This is a genomic window from Streptomyces sp. NBC_00440, from assembly GCF_036014215.1.
Taxonomy (GTDB): domain Bacteria; phylum Actinomycetota; class Actinomycetes; order Streptomycetales; family Streptomycetaceae; genus Streptomyces.
The window spans coordinates 4,328,529-4,346,227 of record NZ_CP107921.1 but is presented as its reverse complement, the minus strand read 5'-3'; the positions used below and the strand labels follow the sequence as shown (position 1 = coordinate 4,346,227).

Annotated in this window: 14 protein-coding genes; 3 read left to right on the top strand and 11 right to left on the bottom strand. The window is 71.5% G+C overall.

All coding sequences use genetic code 11. The annotated features are described in order from the left end of the window. The first annotated feature begins 45 nt into the window (after positions 1-45). From OHB13_RS19655 to OHB13_RS19645, 3 genes are all read left to right on the top strand, one after another. Positions 46-2,313, top strand: coding sequence for a (Fe-S)-binding protein (locus tag OHB13_RS19655; protein ID WP_266855015.1), 2,268 nt, complete (start codon positions 46-48; stop codon positions 2,311-2,313). 280 nt (positions 2,314-2,593) lie between these two features. Then, positions 2,594-4,042, top strand: coding sequence for an FG-GAP-like repeat-containing protein (locus tag OHB13_RS19650; protein ID WP_266855017.1), 1,449 nt, complete (start codon positions 2,594-2,596; stop codon positions 4,040-4,042). A 138-nt stretch (positions 4,043-4,180) separates the two neighbouring features. Then, complete coding sequence (locus OHB13_RS19645) at positions 4,181-5,131, top strand: Yip1 family protein (protein WP_328377967.1); 951 nt, start codon at positions 4,181-4,183, stop codon at positions 5,129-5,131. A 136-nt stretch (positions 5,132-5,267) separates the two neighbouring features. Here OHB13_RS19645 and OHB13_RS19640 read toward each other — a convergent pair whose 3' ends face one another. The 11 genes from OHB13_RS19640 to OHB13_RS19590 all read right to left on the bottom strand — a co-directional run bounded on the left by OHB13_RS19640 (position 5,268) and on the right by OHB13_RS19590 (position 17,652). Then, entirely contained in the window at positions 5,268-6,701 is a 1,434-nt protein-coding gene (locus tag OHB13_RS19640; RefSeq protein WP_328377966.1) for an NADase-type glycan-binding domain-containing protein, read from the bottom strand. Next, on the bottom strand, positions 6,698-7,273 hold the full coding sequence (locus OHB13_RS19635) for a phage tail protein (RefSeq protein ID WP_266855023.1): 576 nt from the start codon (positions 7,271-7,273) through the stop codon (positions 6,698-6,700). Before OHB13_RS19635 ends, OHB13_RS19640 begins: the two co-directional genes overlap by 4 nt. Beyond that, on the bottom strand, positions 7,270-9,228 hold the full coding sequence (locus OHB13_RS19630) for a putative baseplate assembly protein (RefSeq protein WP_328377965.1): 1,959 nt from the start codon (positions 9,226-9,228) through the stop codon (positions 7,270-7,272). The genes OHB13_RS19635 and OHB13_RS19630 overlap by 4 nt, the downstream gene beginning before the upstream one ends. Further along, positions 9,228-9,665: a GPW/gp25 family protein gene (locus OHB13_RS19625; protein WP_266855027.1), complete on the bottom strand. Its 438-nt coding sequence runs from the start codon at positions 9,663-9,665 to the stop codon at positions 9,228-9,230. Before OHB13_RS19625 ends, OHB13_RS19630 begins: the two co-directional genes overlap by 1 nt. A gap of 1 nt (position 9,666) precedes the next feature. Further along, the gene (locus OHB13_RS19620; protein WP_328377964.1) at positions 9,667-11,550 is read right to left on the bottom strand and encodes a VgrG-related protein; all 1,884 of its coding nucleotides are present in this window, start codon (positions 11,548-11,550) and stop codon (positions 9,667-9,669) included. Beyond that, positions 11,550-12,287, bottom strand: a complete 738-nt coding sequence (locus OHB13_RS19615) for a CIS tube protein (RefSeq protein WP_266855030.1) — start codon at positions 12,285-12,287, stop codon at positions 11,550-11,552. Before OHB13_RS19615 ends, OHB13_RS19620 begins: the two co-directional genes overlap by 1 nt. Before the next feature lie 12 nt (positions 12,288-12,299). Next, entirely contained in the window at positions 12,300-12,725 is a 426-nt protein-coding gene (locus tag OHB13_RS19610) for a phage tail protein (protein ID WP_266855031.1), read from the bottom strand. 147 nt (positions 12,726-12,872) lie between these two features. After that, a complete protein-coding gene (locus OHB13_RS19605; RefSeq protein WP_328377963.1) occupies positions 12,873-13,841 on the bottom strand; it encodes a hypothetical protein in 969 nt (322 codons plus the stop codon). 2,733 nt (positions 13,842-16,574) lie between these two features. Beyond that, positions 16,575-16,733, bottom strand: coding sequence for a DUF6760 family protein (locus tag OHB13_RS19600; RefSeq protein WP_266855033.1), 159 nt, complete (start codon positions 16,731-16,733; stop codon positions 16,575-16,577). Next, entirely contained in the window at positions 16,730-17,209 is a 480-nt protein-coding gene (locus OHB13_RS19595) for a hypothetical protein (protein WP_328377962.1), read from the bottom strand. Before OHB13_RS19595 ends, OHB13_RS19600 begins: the two co-directional genes overlap by 4 nt. Beyond that, positions 17,209-17,652: a phage tail protein gene (locus tag OHB13_RS19590; protein WP_266855035.1), complete on the bottom strand. Its 444-nt coding sequence runs from the start codon at positions 17,650-17,652 to the stop codon at positions 17,209-17,211. Before OHB13_RS19590 ends, OHB13_RS19595 begins: the two co-directional genes overlap by 1 nt. Positions 17,653-17,699: the final 47 nt, after the last annotated feature.

Sequence of the window (17,699 nt, the reverse complement as noted above, 5' to 3'; positions counted from 1 at the left end):
CACTGTCACCACTGGATCCCCACCTCGCAGGCCCGAGGAGCCCCCATGCAACTCGCCGCGATCATTGTGTCGCTGGTACTCACCGTGGTCGGTGTCGCACTGTTCGCCCGAGCCATCGGCCAGATCTACCGCTATGTACGGCTCGGTCAGAACGTGCCCGCGGGCACCCGCACCGCCGAGCCCGCCCAGCGGACGATCACGGTGGTCAAGGAGTTCCTCGGCCACACCCGGATGAACCGATGGGGCATCGTCGGGTTCGCGCACTGGTTCGTCGCGGTCGGCTTCTTCTCGCTGATCCTGACCCTGATCAACGCCCTCGGCCAGCTCTTCAAGGCCGACTGGGTCCTGCCGGTCATCGGCCACTGGCTGCCGTACGAGATGTTCGTCGAGTTCATCGGTGTGATGACGACGCTCGGCATCCTCGTCCTGATCGTGATCCGCCAGCTGTCGAAGCCGGACCGGCCGGGCCGCAAGTCCCGCTTCGCGGGCTCCAACTTCGGCCAGGCGTACTTCGTCGAGGCCGTCATCCTCATCATCGGCCTGGCGATCTACTCGCTGCGCGGACTTGAGGGCGCACTGGCAGGCGTGCACAGCTACGACGCCGCGTACTTCCTCTCGTACCCGCTCGTCGCGGCGTTCCGCGGGGCCGGCACCGGCACGCTGCAGAACATGATCTACCTGACCGCGATGGTCAAGATCGGGACGTCCTTCATCTGGATGATCGTGGTCGGGCTCAAGACGGACATGGGCGTCGCCTGGCACCGCTTCCTCGCCTTCCCCAACATCTGGTTCAAGCGCGACGCGCAGGGCGGTACGGCGCTCGGCGCGCTGCTGCCGATGACATCGGGCGGCAAGGAGATCGACTTCGAGGACCCGGGCGAGGACGACGTGTTCGGCGTCTCGCAGGTCGAACACTTCTCCTGGAAGGGCCTGCTGGACTTCTCCACCTGCACCGAGTGCGGCCGCTGCCAGTCGCAGTGCCCCGCCTGGAACACCGGCAAGCCCCTCTCGCCGAAGCTCCTGATCATGTCGCTGCGCGACCACGCGCACGCCAAGGCCCCGTATCTGCTCGCCGGCGGCGGCAAGAACATGGAGGGCGAGGAGCAGGCCACCGAGGAGCAGCTCAAGGACGTGCCCGCCGCGGCTCTCGCCGAGGCCGAGCGCCCGCTGATCGGCACGCTCGAAGAGAACGGCGTGATCGACCCGGACGTGCTGTGGTCCTGCACCACCTGCGGTGCGTGCGTGGAGCAGTGCCCGGTCGACATCGAGCACATCGACCACATCGTCGACATGCGCCGCTACCAGGTGATGATCGAGTCCGCGTTCCCGTCCGAGGCGGGCACGATGCTCAAGAACCTGGAGAAGAAGGGCAACCCCTGGGGGCTGGCCAAGAAGCAGCGCGTCGAGTGGACCAAGGAGGTCGACTTCGAGGTCCCGATCGTCGGCAAGGACGTCGAGGACCTCACCGAGGTCGACTACCTCTACTGGGTCGGCTGCGCGGGCGCCCTGGAGGACCGGGCGAAGAAGACCACCAAGGCCTTCGCGGAACTGCTGCACATCGCGGGCGTCAACTTCGCCATCATGGGCGGCGACGAGAAGTGCACCGGTGACTCCGCCCGCCGCCTGGGCAACGAGCCGCTCTTCCAGCAGCTCGGCCAGGAGAACGTCGCGATGCTGAACATGGCGTACGGCGAGGACGACGAGGACGAGTCGACCAAGAAGCCGAAGGCGACGAAGAAGATCGTCGCCACCTGCCCGCACTGCTTCAACACCATCGCCAACGAGTACCCCCAGCTCGGCGGCGAGTACGAAGTCATCCACCACACCCAGCTGCTCCAGCACCTCATCGACGAGGGCAAGCTCATCCCCGTCACCCCGGTCGAGGGTCTGATCACCTATCACGACCCCTGCTACCTGGGCCGCCACAACAAGGTCTACACACCGCCGCGCGAGATCATCGCCAAGGTGCCCGGCCTGCGCAGCGAGGAGATGCACCGGCACAAGGAACGCGGCTTCTGCTGCGGCGCCGGCGGCGCACGGATGTGGATGGAAGAGCGCATCGGCAAGCGCATCAACAACGAACGCGTCGACGAAGCCCTCTCCCTCAACCCCGACATCGTCTCCACCGCCTGCCCGTTCTGTCTCGTGATGCTGACCGACTCGGTCAACGGCAAGAAGAACGACGGCAAGGCCAAGGAATCGCTCCAGGTCGTCGATGTCGCGCAGCTGCTGCTCGACTCGGTGAAGCTCCCCGCCGACCCGGCGGACGACCCGGCCGACGAGGACGCACCGGAGCCCGAGCCGGTGAAGTAGCGCGAGCAGGCAGTACGCAGAGCAGTACGCAGAAAGGGCCGGGACCGCCGTTGGGCGGTCCCGGCCCTTTGCCGTGCCCCGGCTCTTCTCCTGCCGCACCCGCTCGCCCGGCATTCACCATTGGGTCACCCCGGCATCACATTTCCCTCGCATCCCGTACAACCATGCGACCCCACCGGCGGTCTCCCCTCTGCCGAACACCCGTACTCACCGCGGCCATTGCCGCATTTCCGACTCGGTGCACACCGCACCCCGTATGGCGCAGGAGAAGACGATCCGCATGCACAGACAGCTCCGTACCGCCCTTGCCACCGCCGCGGCCGCCGCCCTCACCGGCGGGCTCCTCGTGGTCACGGCGAGCACCGCCACCGCTGCCACGCCCTCGGGCACCCGGGGCGACTTCAACGGCGACGGTTACCGGGACATCGCCGTGACCGCCCCGCTCGCCACCGTGAACGGCAAGTCGGGTGCGGGCTCCGTCTCCATCCTGTACGGCTCGAAGTCCGGCGCGGGCGCCGCCAAGATCCAGACGGTCAGCCAGAACAGTGCCGGTGTCCCCGGCACGGCCGAGAAGGACGACACCTTCGGCGGGATGGTCTCCGCCGGTGACTTCAACGGCGACGGGTACGCGGACCTCGCGGTCGGCGCGCACGGCGAGGACGTGGGCTCGGACGCCGACGGCGGCTCGGTCACCATCCTCTGGGGTACGAGCAGCGGTCTCTCCGGCGGCACCAACGTCAAGGACCCGTCGGCCGGCAGCCACGACCACTTCGGGCTGCTCGTCGCTGCGGGCGACTACAACGGAGACGGCCGGGCCGACCTCGCCATCGGGTCCGACCAGAACACCGTCGACATCTACCGCGGCGGCTTCACCAAGACGGGCGGCACCGGCGGCCACTACGCCGTCACCGCGCCGGTCCAGAAGGTCCCGGGCCCGGACTTCCAGAACCTCACCCCCGGCGACGTCAACCACGACGGCCGCACGGATCTCGTCGCCAACGGCTACGAGACGGACAGCCAGGAGGGGTGGAACGCCAACTTCTACCTTCCCGGCAGCACGTCCGGGCTGACGAGCACCGGCGCCCAGAAGCTTCCGGCGGGCGTCATCTCGGACATCGGTGACGTCAACGGTGACGGCTACGGCGACATCGTGATCGGTGCCCACTGGGACAAGGACATCGCCGGTGCGCACAAGGGCGGCGTCGTCAAGGTCGTCTACGGCACACAGGCCGGCCCCGACGGCGGCCAGGACTCGGTCAACCAGGACTCCCCGGGCGTTCCCGGCTCGGGTGAGACCGCCGACGACTTCGGCTACGAACTCTCGCTCGGCGACGTCAACGGCGACGGCAAGGACGACGTCGTGGTGGGCGCCCCCGGCGAGGACCTGAACGGCATCGCCGACGCCGGCATGGTGACCGTCCTCTACGGCTCCACGGGCGGCTTCGCCTCCACCGGCGCCCAGTCCTTCGCCCAGGACAGCCCCGGCGTCCCGGGCGACAACGAGAAGGGTGACGGCTTCGGCGCGGAGGTCTACCTCGCCGACACCAACAACGACGGCAAGGCGGACCTGACGGTCGGCATCCCGCACGAGAACAACGGGGACGGCTACCTCGTGACGTTCAACTCGGACGGCTCGAAGCTGGCCGCCACCGGCAAGGGCTACGGCCTGACCGCGACCAAGGTGTCGGCGGCGGGCACCCCGCTGCTGGGCTTCGGAATGGCGGGCTGACCCCACTCGCCCGCCGGAGGCGGCCCCGCCGGGATTCCCCTGGATTCCCCTTAGGGGATGTCACAGGTCGGCCGCAAAGACCGGCCTGTTCTCCCAGGTCCGGCACCCCGCCCTCCGGAAGCAGGTACGTTCGAAAGCGTGGCTGGATTCAGGATCGGACGCGGCCGGGACAACCGCACGTCGCAACAGAACCCGCAGCAGCAGCGGGGACCGCAGCAGCAGCCGTACGGCAGGCAGGCACCGCCTCCGCCGTACGGCGGCGCAGCGGCGCCCCAGCCGTCGCCTCAGCGTGCGCAGCAGCACCAGTGGCCCCCGCAGGCCCAGCAGCAGCCCTACGGGGAGCCGGAGTACTTCGGGGACCCGTACCAGGGGCAGGGGCCGGGCGACCCGTACCAGGGCCGGCAGGCCGGGTACGGCGGGCCGCCCGCGGATCCGTATGCGAACAGCGCGGACAACCCCGGTCACACGCAGGCCTTCAGCATCGGCGAGGACCCGTACGGCGACGGCAACACCTACCGGGCCGGGCAGACCGCTGCCCCGCCCGTGGGACCGCGCCTGCACTGGAAGGAGCTGCTGCGGGGCATCGTGATGCGCCCGGGGCCGACCTTCTGGCAGATGCGCGACCACAAGGTGTGGGGCCCCGCGCTGACGGTCACGTTCATCTACGGGCTGCTCGCGCTCTTCGGGTTCGACCAGGCCCGTGACGACGCCGTCCACGCGACGCTGTCCAACGCCGTCCCGTACGTCCTGACGGCCGCTGTCGCCTTTGTCATCGGCGGTCTGATCCTCGGCGCGGTGACCCATACGCTGGCCCGTCAGCTCGGTGGCGACGGCGCATGGCAGCCGACCGTCGGCCTCTCCATGCTGATCATGTCGATCACGGACGCGCCGCGGCTGCTCTTCGCGGTCTTCCTGGGCGGCGAGAACGGTTTCGTCCAGGTGCTCGGCTGGGCGACCTGGATCGCGGCGGGCGCCCTGTTCACGTCGATGGTGAGCAAGTCGCACGACCTGCCGTGGCCGAAGGCGCTGGCCGCCTCGTCGATCCAGCTGATCGCGCTGCTGTCACTGCTGAAGCTCGGCACTCTCTGAGGGCTTCCCCCTGAGGGCTCTCCGAGTGCTCTCCCCCGTGCCCGCCGCTCAGCACTGAGGCCACCCGGTTCACTCCGGGTGGCCTCAGTGCTGTGTTGGTGATGTGTTCGTGCTGTCTGGGCAGTTGCGGGACGTTTCAGGAAGCGGAGTCGGAGGAGTTGGAGCGTCCGAAGAACTCGACCTCGGCGATCGCCACCTGCTTCTTGTTCGAGATCCCGTAGCCGGTGCGCAGGACGAAGCGGACCGAGGAGACCGTCCCGACGCGGAAGTCGAGGTGCTGCGGGCCGCTGCCCTGGTCGAGGTTGAGGTGCCGCACGACCTGCTTGCCGTTCGCCTGGGTGATGACCGCGTCCATACGGTGCGGCCGGGCGGTCTTCGCGAGGTCGGTGGCCTGGATGGAGATGCCGGGGGTGACGATGATGTCGAGCAGCCGGACCGGGTCCTGGAAGCCGGCCTGGAGCCACTCGCCCCGGCCGTCCTCCGAGACACCCGGCTCCCAGTAGGTGTTGTTGAGCTCGTCGAAGGCCTTGCCCGCGCCGTGGTCGGGGAATGCCTTGGACGCGCTCCAGGTGTCGGGGGTGATGGGAGCGCGCTTCGCGAAGTGGTCGCCGATCGCCTGGATCGCCGTACCGGTGTTGAGCGCGCCCCAGATGATCAGCCCGAGGGCGGCGGCGCCCGCCACCCAGCGCACGATCCAGCCGAACCCGCTGCGCAGCCGGGGCCGGTCACCGGCCCACGGCACCTCGCCGTTCCGCGAGAACAGCCTGCGCCACCAGGGAAGCCTGGCCGGGCCCTCGGGGCGCTCCGCCATGCTCATGCCGCAGCGGCGGCAGAAGTGCCGGTCGGGCCGGTTGCCGGTGGCGCACCACGGGCAGGCGTAGCCGCCGTCGCCGTCGGGCGCGGCGGCCGGGCCCTGGACGAGCGGGCGCGCGGTCTCCGGGCGGCCCGGCAGCACGGGCGAGACGGAGGGTGCGGCCGGTGTACGCCGTTCCGGGTCGGCGACCGGGATCAGCAGGGCGCGGGCGCGTTCGTTCGCGGCCGCCTCCGCGGCGGCACGGGCCGCCTCGTCCTGCGCGGCGTGCGGGTCCCAGACGGGGGCCTGCGCGTCGGGTCCGGGCGCCGATCCACCCTGGCCCGCGTTGGCCGGACCCGAGTTGGCGGGACCCGCGTAGTCCGGGGTTCCCCGGGACGGGGTTCCCTGGGCCGGGGCGCCCTGGGACGGGATCCCGCCGGCCGGGGCCGCGTAGTCCGGGCCCGGGGCTGCCGGGCCGCTGCCGCCCTGTCCCGGGGCGCCGGCGTCGCCCGCGGACCCGGCCGCCGCGTCCTGCCGCGCACTGCCGCCGTCCCGTACGACCGGGGTCGGCAGGGTGCTCGGCTCGTCGTCATCGTCGGCCGGGGCCGGGGGCGGCTCCGCAGCGGCGGCGGCCCGTTCGCCCGGGGACCAGCTGAGGACGGCGCCACAGCCCTCGCAGAAGGAGTGGCCGGGCGTCGAAGGCGTACCGCACTCTGCGCAGGTACGGGTCCGCTCCCGCATCTGTCCAGGGTCGGCTCCTGGGGGCTGAGTGGTCATTTGCCGGGGGTCCTTTCGGCCGCGGTCACCTGGACCGTGAAGGGCATGTGGGCGGGGCGTGCGGCTTCTACGAGGCTCTCCAGCCGGTGCTGGTCGCCGGGGGCCGGGTCGGGGAGCACCAACGACACGTGCAGGCTCGGCCGCCGTCCGCCGGGGACGGGCCCGAGCGGGCGGGCGTCCCAGTCGGCCGCGCCGCTCTCGGCGATCACCGGCTCGACGCCGAACGTCAGCCGGACCGCCTCGGCGAGACCACGCCGGGTGCCGCGGATGCGGTGCAGATGGGCGGCGGCGGCCACGGCGGCCCGGAGTACGGCTTCGCCCTCCGGTCCGCCGACGCGGTCGGCGCCGTCCGTCTCGGCGCCGACCCACTCCGCGAGCCAGTGGGTGAAGTCGACGGGCGCCAGCGACGGGGTGAAGTAGGAGTCGAGGCAGTCGAGCACGTTGTGGATCGGGGCGAGCACCTCGTCGAGACCGGCGACGAAGCGCTGCGCGAGGTCGTCGTCGGCGAAGACCGCGGGGAGCATCAGGCCCAGCGGCGACGATGAGCCCAGGCCGTCGACGGAGCCCCTCATGATCCGTCCCCGATGACCCGGACCCGGTGGTCGAACGAGAAGACCAGCGCGGGGGCTTCGAGGTCGATCCGCTCGGTCGCGTCGCCGCGCTTGCCGGTCAGCGGGTCGGCCGGGTGCAGCAGCACCTGGTCCACCAGCTCCACGCCCGGCACCCGCTGGAGGACCGCGAAGATCTCGCCGGACTGCACCGGGCGCCCGAACGGCCACCCCGTGCCGTGGGCACCGCCGGTCAGCGGGTCGAGGTGCCGGTAGAGCGCCTCGTGCGCCTGCCGCCTGACCTTGTCGGTGTCGGCGCCGCGGAACGCGTGCACGGTCGCGACCACGGTGATGCCCTGGTAGTAGGGCGGACCCACGGCCAGCCGGGTGCCCAGCAGCCGGCGCTCGTCCAGGTAGCGGGTGATCCGCTCCAGCAGCGCGTCACCGGGCACGAGCTGCTCGAAGCGCAGCCAGCCGCCGGGGTCCGGCACCGCCTGCGGAACGACCAGGACGCGTACGGCATGGGCGCCGTGCTCGTCGGAGTCGCCTTCGAGGCAGGTGATACGGGCGGTCTCCGGGGCCGCGCGCCGGGCCAGCTCCTCGTAGTCCCGCAGGGTCACCGCGCGGTCCTGGGCGCGCAGCGTGATCGGGGCGCGGGCCTTGGCCTCCTCGACGGTCTCCCCGTCGACGCCACCCCTGGCGGCCTCGCGGTTGATGACCTCGGAGACGTACGGGACGGAGTTGCGCAGCACCTGCACGGCGCCGCGTGCGACGTTGCCGGCCCGTCCGCCGCCGGTGCGGTAGGCGCGGGCGCGGATCACGGCACCCTTCGGCGGCACCGCACCGTACTGGCGCAGGGTGCCGTCGGCCTCGCGTACGGAGGGGCCGAAGGCGATCTCGCCGGTGGCCGCGTCGAGGGTCAGGTGCCGGTCGTCCGCGCCGGACGCGGCGAAGTGCGGGACGACGTCCCAGTCGGTCCAGCCGTCGCGCTCGGCGATCTGCAGGTTCAGCGGCGGTATGTCACCGACGACCGGGGCTGCGGCGAGCCGCAGCCGCTGGCCGGGCAGTCCGGTGGACTCCCCCAGCGCCTCGTCACGCACGGTCTCCGCGTGCACGGTGCCGGTGGTGCCGCCCATGGTGAACGCCTCGGCCGACCGCACGGTGGGCGACGTCGTGTAGAAGGGCTGCCCGGTGGCGGGTTCGGTGACCCGGCAGCGCAGCCAGCCGGCCTCGCGGCGCCCGCTGCGGGACCTGGTGTGGCCGCCGGGGATGTGCAGGACGACCTCGCCGGGGCGGTTGAGACCGCCGGTGCCGTCCCGGTCCACCTCGCAGGCGGTCCAGCCGTCCTCGGTCCACGCCTCCCAGACCAGCGGGGGCTGCCGGGGGTCGACACCGACACCGTCGACGCGGCTGTCGAGGGTCAGCGCCACGGCGCAGTGCGGCACGGCCGCGGTGAGCCCGAACATCAGGCAGTCGCCGGGCTGCGGCGACTCGGAGAAGCAGAGCAGGTCCTTGCCCTCGGCCAGCTCGGCCGTACGGTCGGCGGCGGTCTCACCACTGCGCTGGATCACCAGGTACGCCAACTCGCACGAGAATATGGTGAGTTCGCGCTCGGTGGCGAAGACGACCGCCTCCTCGCTCTCCGTACGGGCGGTGGCGACCTCGGTGCCCACGGGCAGCCGCACCGCCTCGTCCAGCGGCGCCGACAGCCAGAAGGTGACGTCGGTGCGCGCCGCCGACGGCGGGAAGAGGGTGATCCCGATCAGGTCAAGGAAGGCGAGGTGGTTCTTCTCGGGGACGCGGTTGAGCCGGTACACGATCTGGTCGGCCATGTGGGCGACCGTCTCGACGAGCGTCACCCCCGGGTCGGACACGTTGTGGTCCGTCCACTCCGGGGCGCGCTGCTGGATGTAGCGCTTGGCGTCGTCGACGAACTGCTGGAAGCGGCGGTCGTCGAGGTGGGGAGAGGGCAGTGCCATCAGCGTTCGCTTTCGGTGGCCGGTCCCGCATCCGAGGACGGCTCGTCGTGGGAGGGAATCGTGTAGAACGGGAAGACCAGGCTGCGCGGGTTGTTGGTACCGCGGATCGAGTACCGGACGTCGATGAAGAGCACGCCCTGCTGGTCCCCGGCGCTGACCTCGACGTCCTCCACCTCGATGCGCGGCTCCCAGCGGTCGAGGCTCACATACACCTCGTGCTGGATCCGGCCGGCCGTCGCCTCGTTGACCGGGGCGAAGACCATGTCGTGGATGGCGCAGCCGAAGTCGGGGCGCATCGGCCGTTCGCCGGGTGCGGTGGCGAGGACGAGCCGGATGGCCTCCTCGACCTCGCGCTCCCCGCTGACCATGGCGATGCCACCGGTGGGGCCGATGCGGAGCGGGAACGCCCAGCCGGTGCCGACGAATTGCTCTGCCATGTCAGACCACCGGAATGTCGTTGGCGAAGACGAGGCCCAGCAGGTCCACCCTGACGGCCTTGATGCCGATGTCCGCGATCGCGTTGATCTGGACGGTGCCCTCGCCGGAGATGGTGGTCAGACCGACGGCGTTCAGGCCCAGTTCGCCACCGGCCTCGACGTTGTACGCACCGATGGCCTTGGTGTTGATGATCGACCCCTGCATGTCGAGGATCCCGCCGCTCCTGATCGAGATCTTGCCGCCCGCCTTCAACGAGAGGTCCTTGCCCGCCTCGATGGACACCGACCGGGTGCCCTTGATGGTGACGGAGCCCTTGCTGTCGACGGTGATCTCGGTCTTGGTGCGGTCCAGGTTGATGGTCAGCCGGTCGTCGCCGCTGCTGATGCGGACACCGCGCTTGCCGCCCACCCGTTCGTCGAGCAGGTCGACCCGGTTGCGGTTGCGGTCGCCCAGCGTGTGGCGGGTGGCCCGGCCGCTGGTGCGGTCGTACGGCTGGACGTCGTTGCTGCTGGGCTTGTCCTTGCCGTTGTAGAGGCCGCCGATCACGAACGGGTGGTCGAGGGCGCCGCGGTCGAAGCCCACCAGCACCTCGTCCCCGGCGTCGGGCGCGATGATGCCGCCGCCCTTGAACCCGCCGAACTGCACGGTACGGGTCCAGTCGCTGGTGTACATGTCGTCGAGCCACGGGAAGCGCAGCTTGACCCGGCCCTGCTTCAACGGGTCCTTGATGTCGGTGACCAGCGCGTTGGCGACGCTGGGCATCCGGGCCGACGGGCTCTGCCCGCCCGATGTGAGCCCGTACAGCGAACGCCACTGGCGGCCGCTGACCGTCAGGAACGTCTCGTAGTGCCGGCCGTCACCGAACGAGTGGCGGGCGGCGGTCACCGTGTACTTGCCCTCGAACGGGTCGCCCACATCGGCGAGCGCGACCGGGACGCCGGGCCGCAGCTTGGGGTTGCCGCGGACCGTCACCTCCAGCTCGGCGAAGGCCGCGGTGACGTCGTCGGCGAGGGCCGAAGCGGCGTTCTTCACCTCGCTCTGCTTGTCGTACGGGGTGTCCGTCTCGACGATCGTCGCGGGCCCGAACTTGCTGCTGGCTTTCGCGGGCGTGGTGCCGATGGATATCCCCGGGTTGGACGTGGCGGGCGACTTGCCGACGATGTCGCGCTTGGCCGTCACGTCCCAGCCGCGCGCCTCGGCGGTGGCCACCTGGTCGGCGGAGGTGACCGCGGCGCGGCAGCGAAGGATGTCGACCCCGGCCTCCAGGACGTACGGGCTCTTCTCGCTCGGCGTGCTGACCGGCGGGGCGCCGGACGCCTTGTCGGCCTTGGCGAACTGGAACTCGCCCTCGGAGTCGACGGACAGCACCCGCTCGTTCTCGTCGGCGAGCCGGCACAGGAAGTCCCAGTCGGTGACGTTGGCCTGGGTGATGTACTCGTAGATGCTCTTGGTGGCGTCGATCTTGCCGATCTTCAGCTTGTCCTGCCCCGCGAGCTTGCGGGCGATGTCGGACGCCGTCATGTTCCGGTACCCGACCACCCGCCGCTGCCGCAGCATCCGGTGGCCGCCGTCGTAGCCGCGGATGACCGTCATGGTGCCGGTGCCGTCGTAGTCGATCTCCAGGCCGGTGATCTCACCGGTGATCAGCGGGGACTGGGCCCCCTGGCCGTCGGCGACCGGCGCGATGACGATCTTCTTGCCAATGTCGGCGCCGGAGTCGGAGAGCACCTTCTTCTTGGGGTCGCGGAAGGTGAGCTGGAAGGAACCGGGCACACCCGCGCCGAAATCGATCCACCCGGCGACGAGCAGCGATGCGAGCTCCTTCGTCAACGGCGCCCCGCCGATGGTGACATGGAGGACATTGGAGTAGCCGATCTTGGTCATCAGTGGCCGACCTCTTCGGCGGCAGGGAGCATGAGTTCGGTGCCCGGGCTCAACTGCCCCGGGTTGTCGATGCCGTTGGCCTCGGCGATGGTGCGCCAGACCGTGGCATCACCGTACTCGCGCCAGGCGAGGAACTGGAGCGAGTCACCCGCGACGACCCGGTGCACCCGGCGTGCGGTGAGCGCGCCCGACGTGGGGTTCTGCCCGGCGGTCTTGCTCGGGATCTCGTGCAGATGCACCTGGCAGGTGGCGCGGATCGGGACGCCCGTGGTGCTGAAGAGGCTGTACGTGGCGTCGACCGAGCTGACGTACGCGGTGAAGCGCGCGGTGGAGAACGCACCCCACTGGAAGACCACCCACGGTGTCGACGGCTGCTTCGCCGCGATGCTGGCCGAGGTCACCTCACAGCAGGAGAAGAGCGCTTCGACGTTCTTCCGCACGTCGTTGCTGTCCGGCTCGTCGGAGGTGTCCAGGAACACCTCGACCGTCATCTCGCGGGGTTCGGGCCCCATGAACTCCGGCACCGCGCCGTCGCGTACCGCCGCCGTGGGCGTCGTCTTCCACTGGGCGCGGCGGCTCAGCGCCAGCTGGGACGGGTTGAAGTCGAAGTTGAACGTGCGGATCAGCCCGCCGGGCGTCGTGCTGTAGCCGACGGGCGGCTGGTGGATCGCGAGCGTCGCACGCACCAGGCTCTTGCCCGCGCCGCCCTTACCGCCCTTGCCTCCGGTGCTCGCCATCTGCGCTGCCCCCTAGTCCGTGAATCCGTGGTGGGTGATCTCCAGGGTCTCGACGGCCACGGAGGGGTTCGACGGGTTCAGCGAAGGACCCCGCCAGCTCACCGGCAGCACATCGATGAGCCCCCAGCGTGCGACCAGCGAACCGTCGGCGCGCAGCGCGGAGATCTGCGCCGTGGGCCGGGTGACCCCGGTGGTGATGGAGGAGATCCAGGCCGCGACCTTCGAGGTGTCCGGGGTGAGCGGGCGCGTCAGCGTGATGTTGGAGAACGTGACCCGGGACGGCAGCTGCCAGACGAAGCCGTTGTTGCCGCCCTCCTGCCGCTGCTCGATCTCCACCTGGGAGGAGAGCCCTTCGCAGCCGTTGAACGTGCCCAGGCTCTCTCCGTCGATGGACAGGCTGAAGAAGATGGTGGAGCCGGGATCCTGGTCCTGGGGCATCGGGTGCGGCTTTCCTTCCTGCGGGTCGGTGCGGGTGGTGCGGTACTGCGGTGGCCGGGTGGTGCGGGCCCGGCCGGTGGTGCGGTGCTGTGAGGTTGTTGTCCGGTGCTGTGCGGTTGTGGTGCGGTGCTGTGCGGTTGCTCGCCGTCAGCGCCGGGGGTCCCGGAGTCTGCCGATCCGTTCGCGGTCCATGCGCAGCTCCGTCCTCAGCAGCCGGGTGAGCGGGCCCATCAGCCGGTGGGTGAGCTCATCCACCTGGCCGTCGGACAGTTCCCTGGCATCGAACCTGTTCCCGGTCGCCTCGGTGGAACCGTCGCAGCGGGGACCATTGTTGAGGTTCGGCGCTACGGCACTGTACGGCGGGGGGCTGTCGGCGTGCTCGGTGTACGGGGGCGGGGGTGCGCCCCCACCGCCGTTGCCGCTGCTGCCGTTGCCGCTGCCACCGCCGCCCGGTGTGCTGTGGGACGTGACGTTGACGGTCGAGAGCTGCGGGGCCGCGGGGGTCGGCGGCTTGACCAGCAGGGGAGGCTTCGACCCCGGCGGGTTGGCCCGCTGCACCACCGGTAGCGCCGCGGACGCGGGCCCGGAAGCCGTGCGGCCGAGGGCGACGACGGGTGCGGTCGGGCGCCCTGCGGTGTCCGGCGCCGGTGCGGCCCCCGGGACCGGCAGCGTGGTCCGGGCCGTGAGCGGGGCCGGCGGTGCGGGCGTGACCGGGGCCGTGGGTGCGGACGGTGCGCCCTGTGGAGCGGCCGAGAGCTGCACCGGCAGGGCCGAGAAGGCCTGCGCGACACCGCTGGACGGGAGGCCGCTGGACGGGAGGCCGTCGCCACGCATCGAAGCACCTTCCTGGCGGAAGGAGGCCGGGGCCGGGCCCTGCGGCACGGGAGCCACGGAGCCCGGGACCGACGCACGCTGAATGTGCAGCGGCACCGGGGGCGCGGCAGCCTGCTGGGCGGCCGGACCACCGGGAAGAGCCGCCGAAGGCACCGGCCCCGACAGGTCGGCCGAGCGCTGAACGGGGCGCGCCACCGGGGTCGTAGCGGGCACATCGGCCGATCCGGCCGTACCGGCACCGCTCGCCGGCGGTGCGGCCCCACCGGGTCCAGGCAGGGACACGGCGCGACGCTGGACCACCGGCTCACCCGAACCGGCGGGCCGGACCACGGGACGCACTGCCGCGGAACTCCCAGGCACGGAGACGCGGTTCGGCCCCGGCGCCGGAGCGCTGCTCGCCTCCGGAATGGCGTGCGGTACGGGCATGCCGGGCGCGGCGGAACGCTGGATGACCGGCGCGCTGCCGGCCATGGGGCGCATTGGCCGGTCGTCCGACACCAGGAGAGCCGGGGCGGGAAGAGCCGGGGCAGGGAGATCCGGAACCGTGCTGCCCGGAGCTGTGCTGCCCGGAACCGTGCTGGCCGGGGCTGGGCGGTCCGTGGCTGTGCGGCCCGGAACCGGGAGGTCCGGGACTCGCGTTTCTGGCGCGACGGAGCGGAGCGGAGCGGCCGCACCCGGAGCACTCTTCCGCTGCACGGCACCCGACGCCTCGACCGGCGGCCGTACGGCGCGCGCGGGGGCCAGGGGCCGTGCGGCGGGAGCGGACGCGCGGGGGGCCCGCCGCTCGGGCGGCGCGGCGGGGGCGGGAGCCGGCCCGCCGGGGGCGCGCTGCACGGCCGGAGTAGCCGCTACGGGACCGACATCGTTGCCAGGCCCGGAAGTTGACGGTGCATCAGCACTGGTCGGCCCGACCGGCATCGCGATGGACGGGGGCGTGGAAGCGGGCGTCGGCGAAGACGTGGGCGTCGGTGCAGACGTGGGCGTCGGTGCAGATGCAGGTGCCTGTGCCGGTGCAGACATGGGTGCCGGTGCTGGTGCCGACGCTGCGGTGACGTCCGAGCGCCCCATACCGCTCCCGGCGGATCCGGCATCCTGACGACCCGGAGCCGGGGCAGCCGAGGACGTGGCCGACCGCTGTACGGGCGCCGGGGCAGCCTTGCCGCCCGGAGCGCCTTCCTTCTTACGCTGCAACGGAGTTGGTCCCTTCGCCTCTCCCGCGACCGGCCGCGCCCCGTCCGGCGGCCCGGCCATCGGCGCGCCGAGCAGCGGCCTGCGCCGGGGCGCGGAGGACGGCGAGGCGGGAGTGGACGCACTGCCGGTACCGGTCCCGCTGCCGGTCGCACGCTTCTGTACGGGGGCGGACGGGGACGGCGAGCCGGCCGGGGGCTGAGCCTTCGACCCGGACTGGGACTGGGACTGGGAAGCCTCGCCGGACGAGCCGGACGGCGTAGTGGAGCCCGACCCTGTACCACCAGACGGAGAAGTACCGCTCCCCGCACCCCGGTTGGCCGGGGTTTCGGACGGCGTCGGGCGCTGCGGCTGCGGAGCCGACGCGGGCGGTCCGAGCCTGCTGGAGCGGACCGGCTGCGGCGTCTCGGGCGCTGCGGAGCCTGCCCCCGCACTGCTCCGTACCGGCGCACCGAGCGCGGACGCCCGGCCGGTTCCCTGCGTCGCCGCGCGCTGAACGGAAGCGGGGCCCTGCTGCGCCCGTACCGCACGCTCAGGAGCCATGGACCGCTGAACACCCCGGTCCGGCACGGCACTTCCGGCTGCGGGGTTCCCGGTCACCGGCGTGTTCCCGGCAGGGGAACTCCCGCCTGCGGGAGGCTCCGTCACGGCACGTTCCACGGCTGCGCGCTCCGGCTCCGTACCACTGACCGATTCCGTACCACTGGCCCCGGACCCACCGGGCGTGGACACACTCCGCTGCACCGCGCCCCCGGCAACCGGCCCGACAGGACCAACGGGCGGCACAGACGGCACAGACGGCGCGGCCGACGACACAGGACCCGCCGGACCCGACGGCGCCGCAGCAGGAGCCGAACCAGCAGCCCGGGACGGCGACTTCGACGGCGACTTCGACAGCTGCACGGGAGTCTGCCGTACGGGAGCCTGCCGTACGGGAGCCTGCGCAGGCGCGGGCGGCGCGCCCGCCGACCGCCGTACCGGTGCTCCCGGCGCTGCCGCGCTTCCCGGAACGCTCCCGGACCGCCCGGGGGCGGCGGCACCCCGAGGAGTCACAGCAGACGCAGAGGACCCAGAGGGCACAGCAGCCCTGGAAGGCACAGCACGCGAAGACTCAGACACGGCCGGAGCCGGAGATTCCGCCTCCCTGGCGGGAGGCTCACCCGCCTGTACCGGACGGGCCGAAGCGGGCAGCACCCGTCGCTGCACCGCAGGCGGAGCCGCCTTGGTCAGCGGAGCCCGGCGGCTCGCCGCCTGCTGTACGGGTGCGACGCGGGGACCGGCCGGGCGTGCGGCGGCGACCGCCCGCTGGACCGGCGAGCCCGGCAGCAGACCGGAGCCCTCGTACGGGCCGGGGCCCGCGTCCGCGAGGTCGGCGGCGTCGTCGGCCGGGGCGACCGGCAGCGACAGCGCGGGCAGCCCGAAGCCGGCCCCGGAGGGAGCGGCTGCGGGCGTCAGGGCGTCACGGAGCAGCCCGCCGGGGGCGCCGTCGAGCACGGCGTGCGAGAGCGACCCGGAGAAGGACGGGTTCTGCCAAGTGGCCAGCCGGGAGGCGAAGTCGGCGGTCGCCACGGCGTGCCCCGCCGTGCGACCGGTCGCCCGCTGGATCTCGGGCAGTCCGTTCCAGTCCCGCCCGGAAGCCGCCACCACGGCCGGCGCGGCCGCCGCCGGGGCAGAAGAAGTGGGCGCAGAAGATGTGGGCGCAGAAGAAGCCTGCGCGGCAGGCGCCGGGCCCGAGGGCGCCGGAGCGTTACGCGCAGACGTGCCCGAGCCCGTGTCCGTACGGCCCCGGAACCTGTCGAGGAATCCCATGACGGTGCCCCCGCCCCCTTACCGCTCTGCCGACGCGCGGGTCACGAGCGCGGCGATCTGCTCCGCATACTGGCGCCGGTCGCGGTGTTCGAGGTCCAGGATGTCCTCCAGGCTCCAGTGGAAGTGGTAAGCGATGTACGCGATCTCCTCGTGGACACGTTCGGTCGCGTACGTCACGATTCCCCCAGGCGGCCCCCGCCGAGTTCGACCTCGAACGGCTGCTCACAGTGCGGACAGGTCACGCCGGCCCTGGTGTGGCCCTCGGCGTTGACCTGACGGTAGAAGTCCTGCAGGAAGGCGAGGTCGGAGGCGAACATGTTCTCCACCACGCCGTCGTGCATATGCGTCACACTGCCCAGCCGGGTGATGACCCGGCCGAGCAGGACGACCGACAGATATGCGGGGTTCTCCTGCACCCGTATGTCCCGCAACGGGATCAGCTCGTCCCGTGCGGTGGCCAGGCGCATGACACCTTCACGGTGCACGTTCCCCGCTTCGTCCACGTAGCCGCGCGGCAGCTCGAAGGCGAACTCGGTGCGCAACTCCCGTCGTGCGGGAGGTGGTTCGGCGGCCGGTACCGCGACCGGAGCCGCCGCCTCGGGGGTGACCGTGGCGGCGGCCGGTGCGGGCTGGGCAACTGCTCCCCTGCGCATTACTCCATGATCATTTCTTCGTAGGTGATCGTGACGGTCTCGGTGAGAGCCGAGGCTTCGCCGGCCTTCACCGTGCTGGCCGCGACCTTGCTGCACCAGGCGTTGCGGAGGTGGTAACGCTTCACGGGGCTGTTCTGGTAGTCCATCACGATGATGGAGGCGTTCTTACGGGCCGAGCCCATGTCGCCGCGTACGGAGGCGTTGATCCAGTCGTTGAAGGACTTGGACTGGGTCATGCCGCGGACGACCGTGGCTTCCCCCGCCTTCTTCACGCCGGGCAGCTTCTTGGTGATGGGCTGGCCGTTCGAAGAGACCTGCTGGAACTCGATGACGTCCTGCGTCATGTCCAGGCCGTTGACCTCCTGGAGGTACTCGACCATGACGCCGTCGATCTGGAGACCGAAATTATGTGAAGTGAGCGAATCGCCGGGCATGAGGCTCATGGACGCTGTTCCTTCTGTTCGCGCTGTCCGAGGTGTCGATAGTGCCG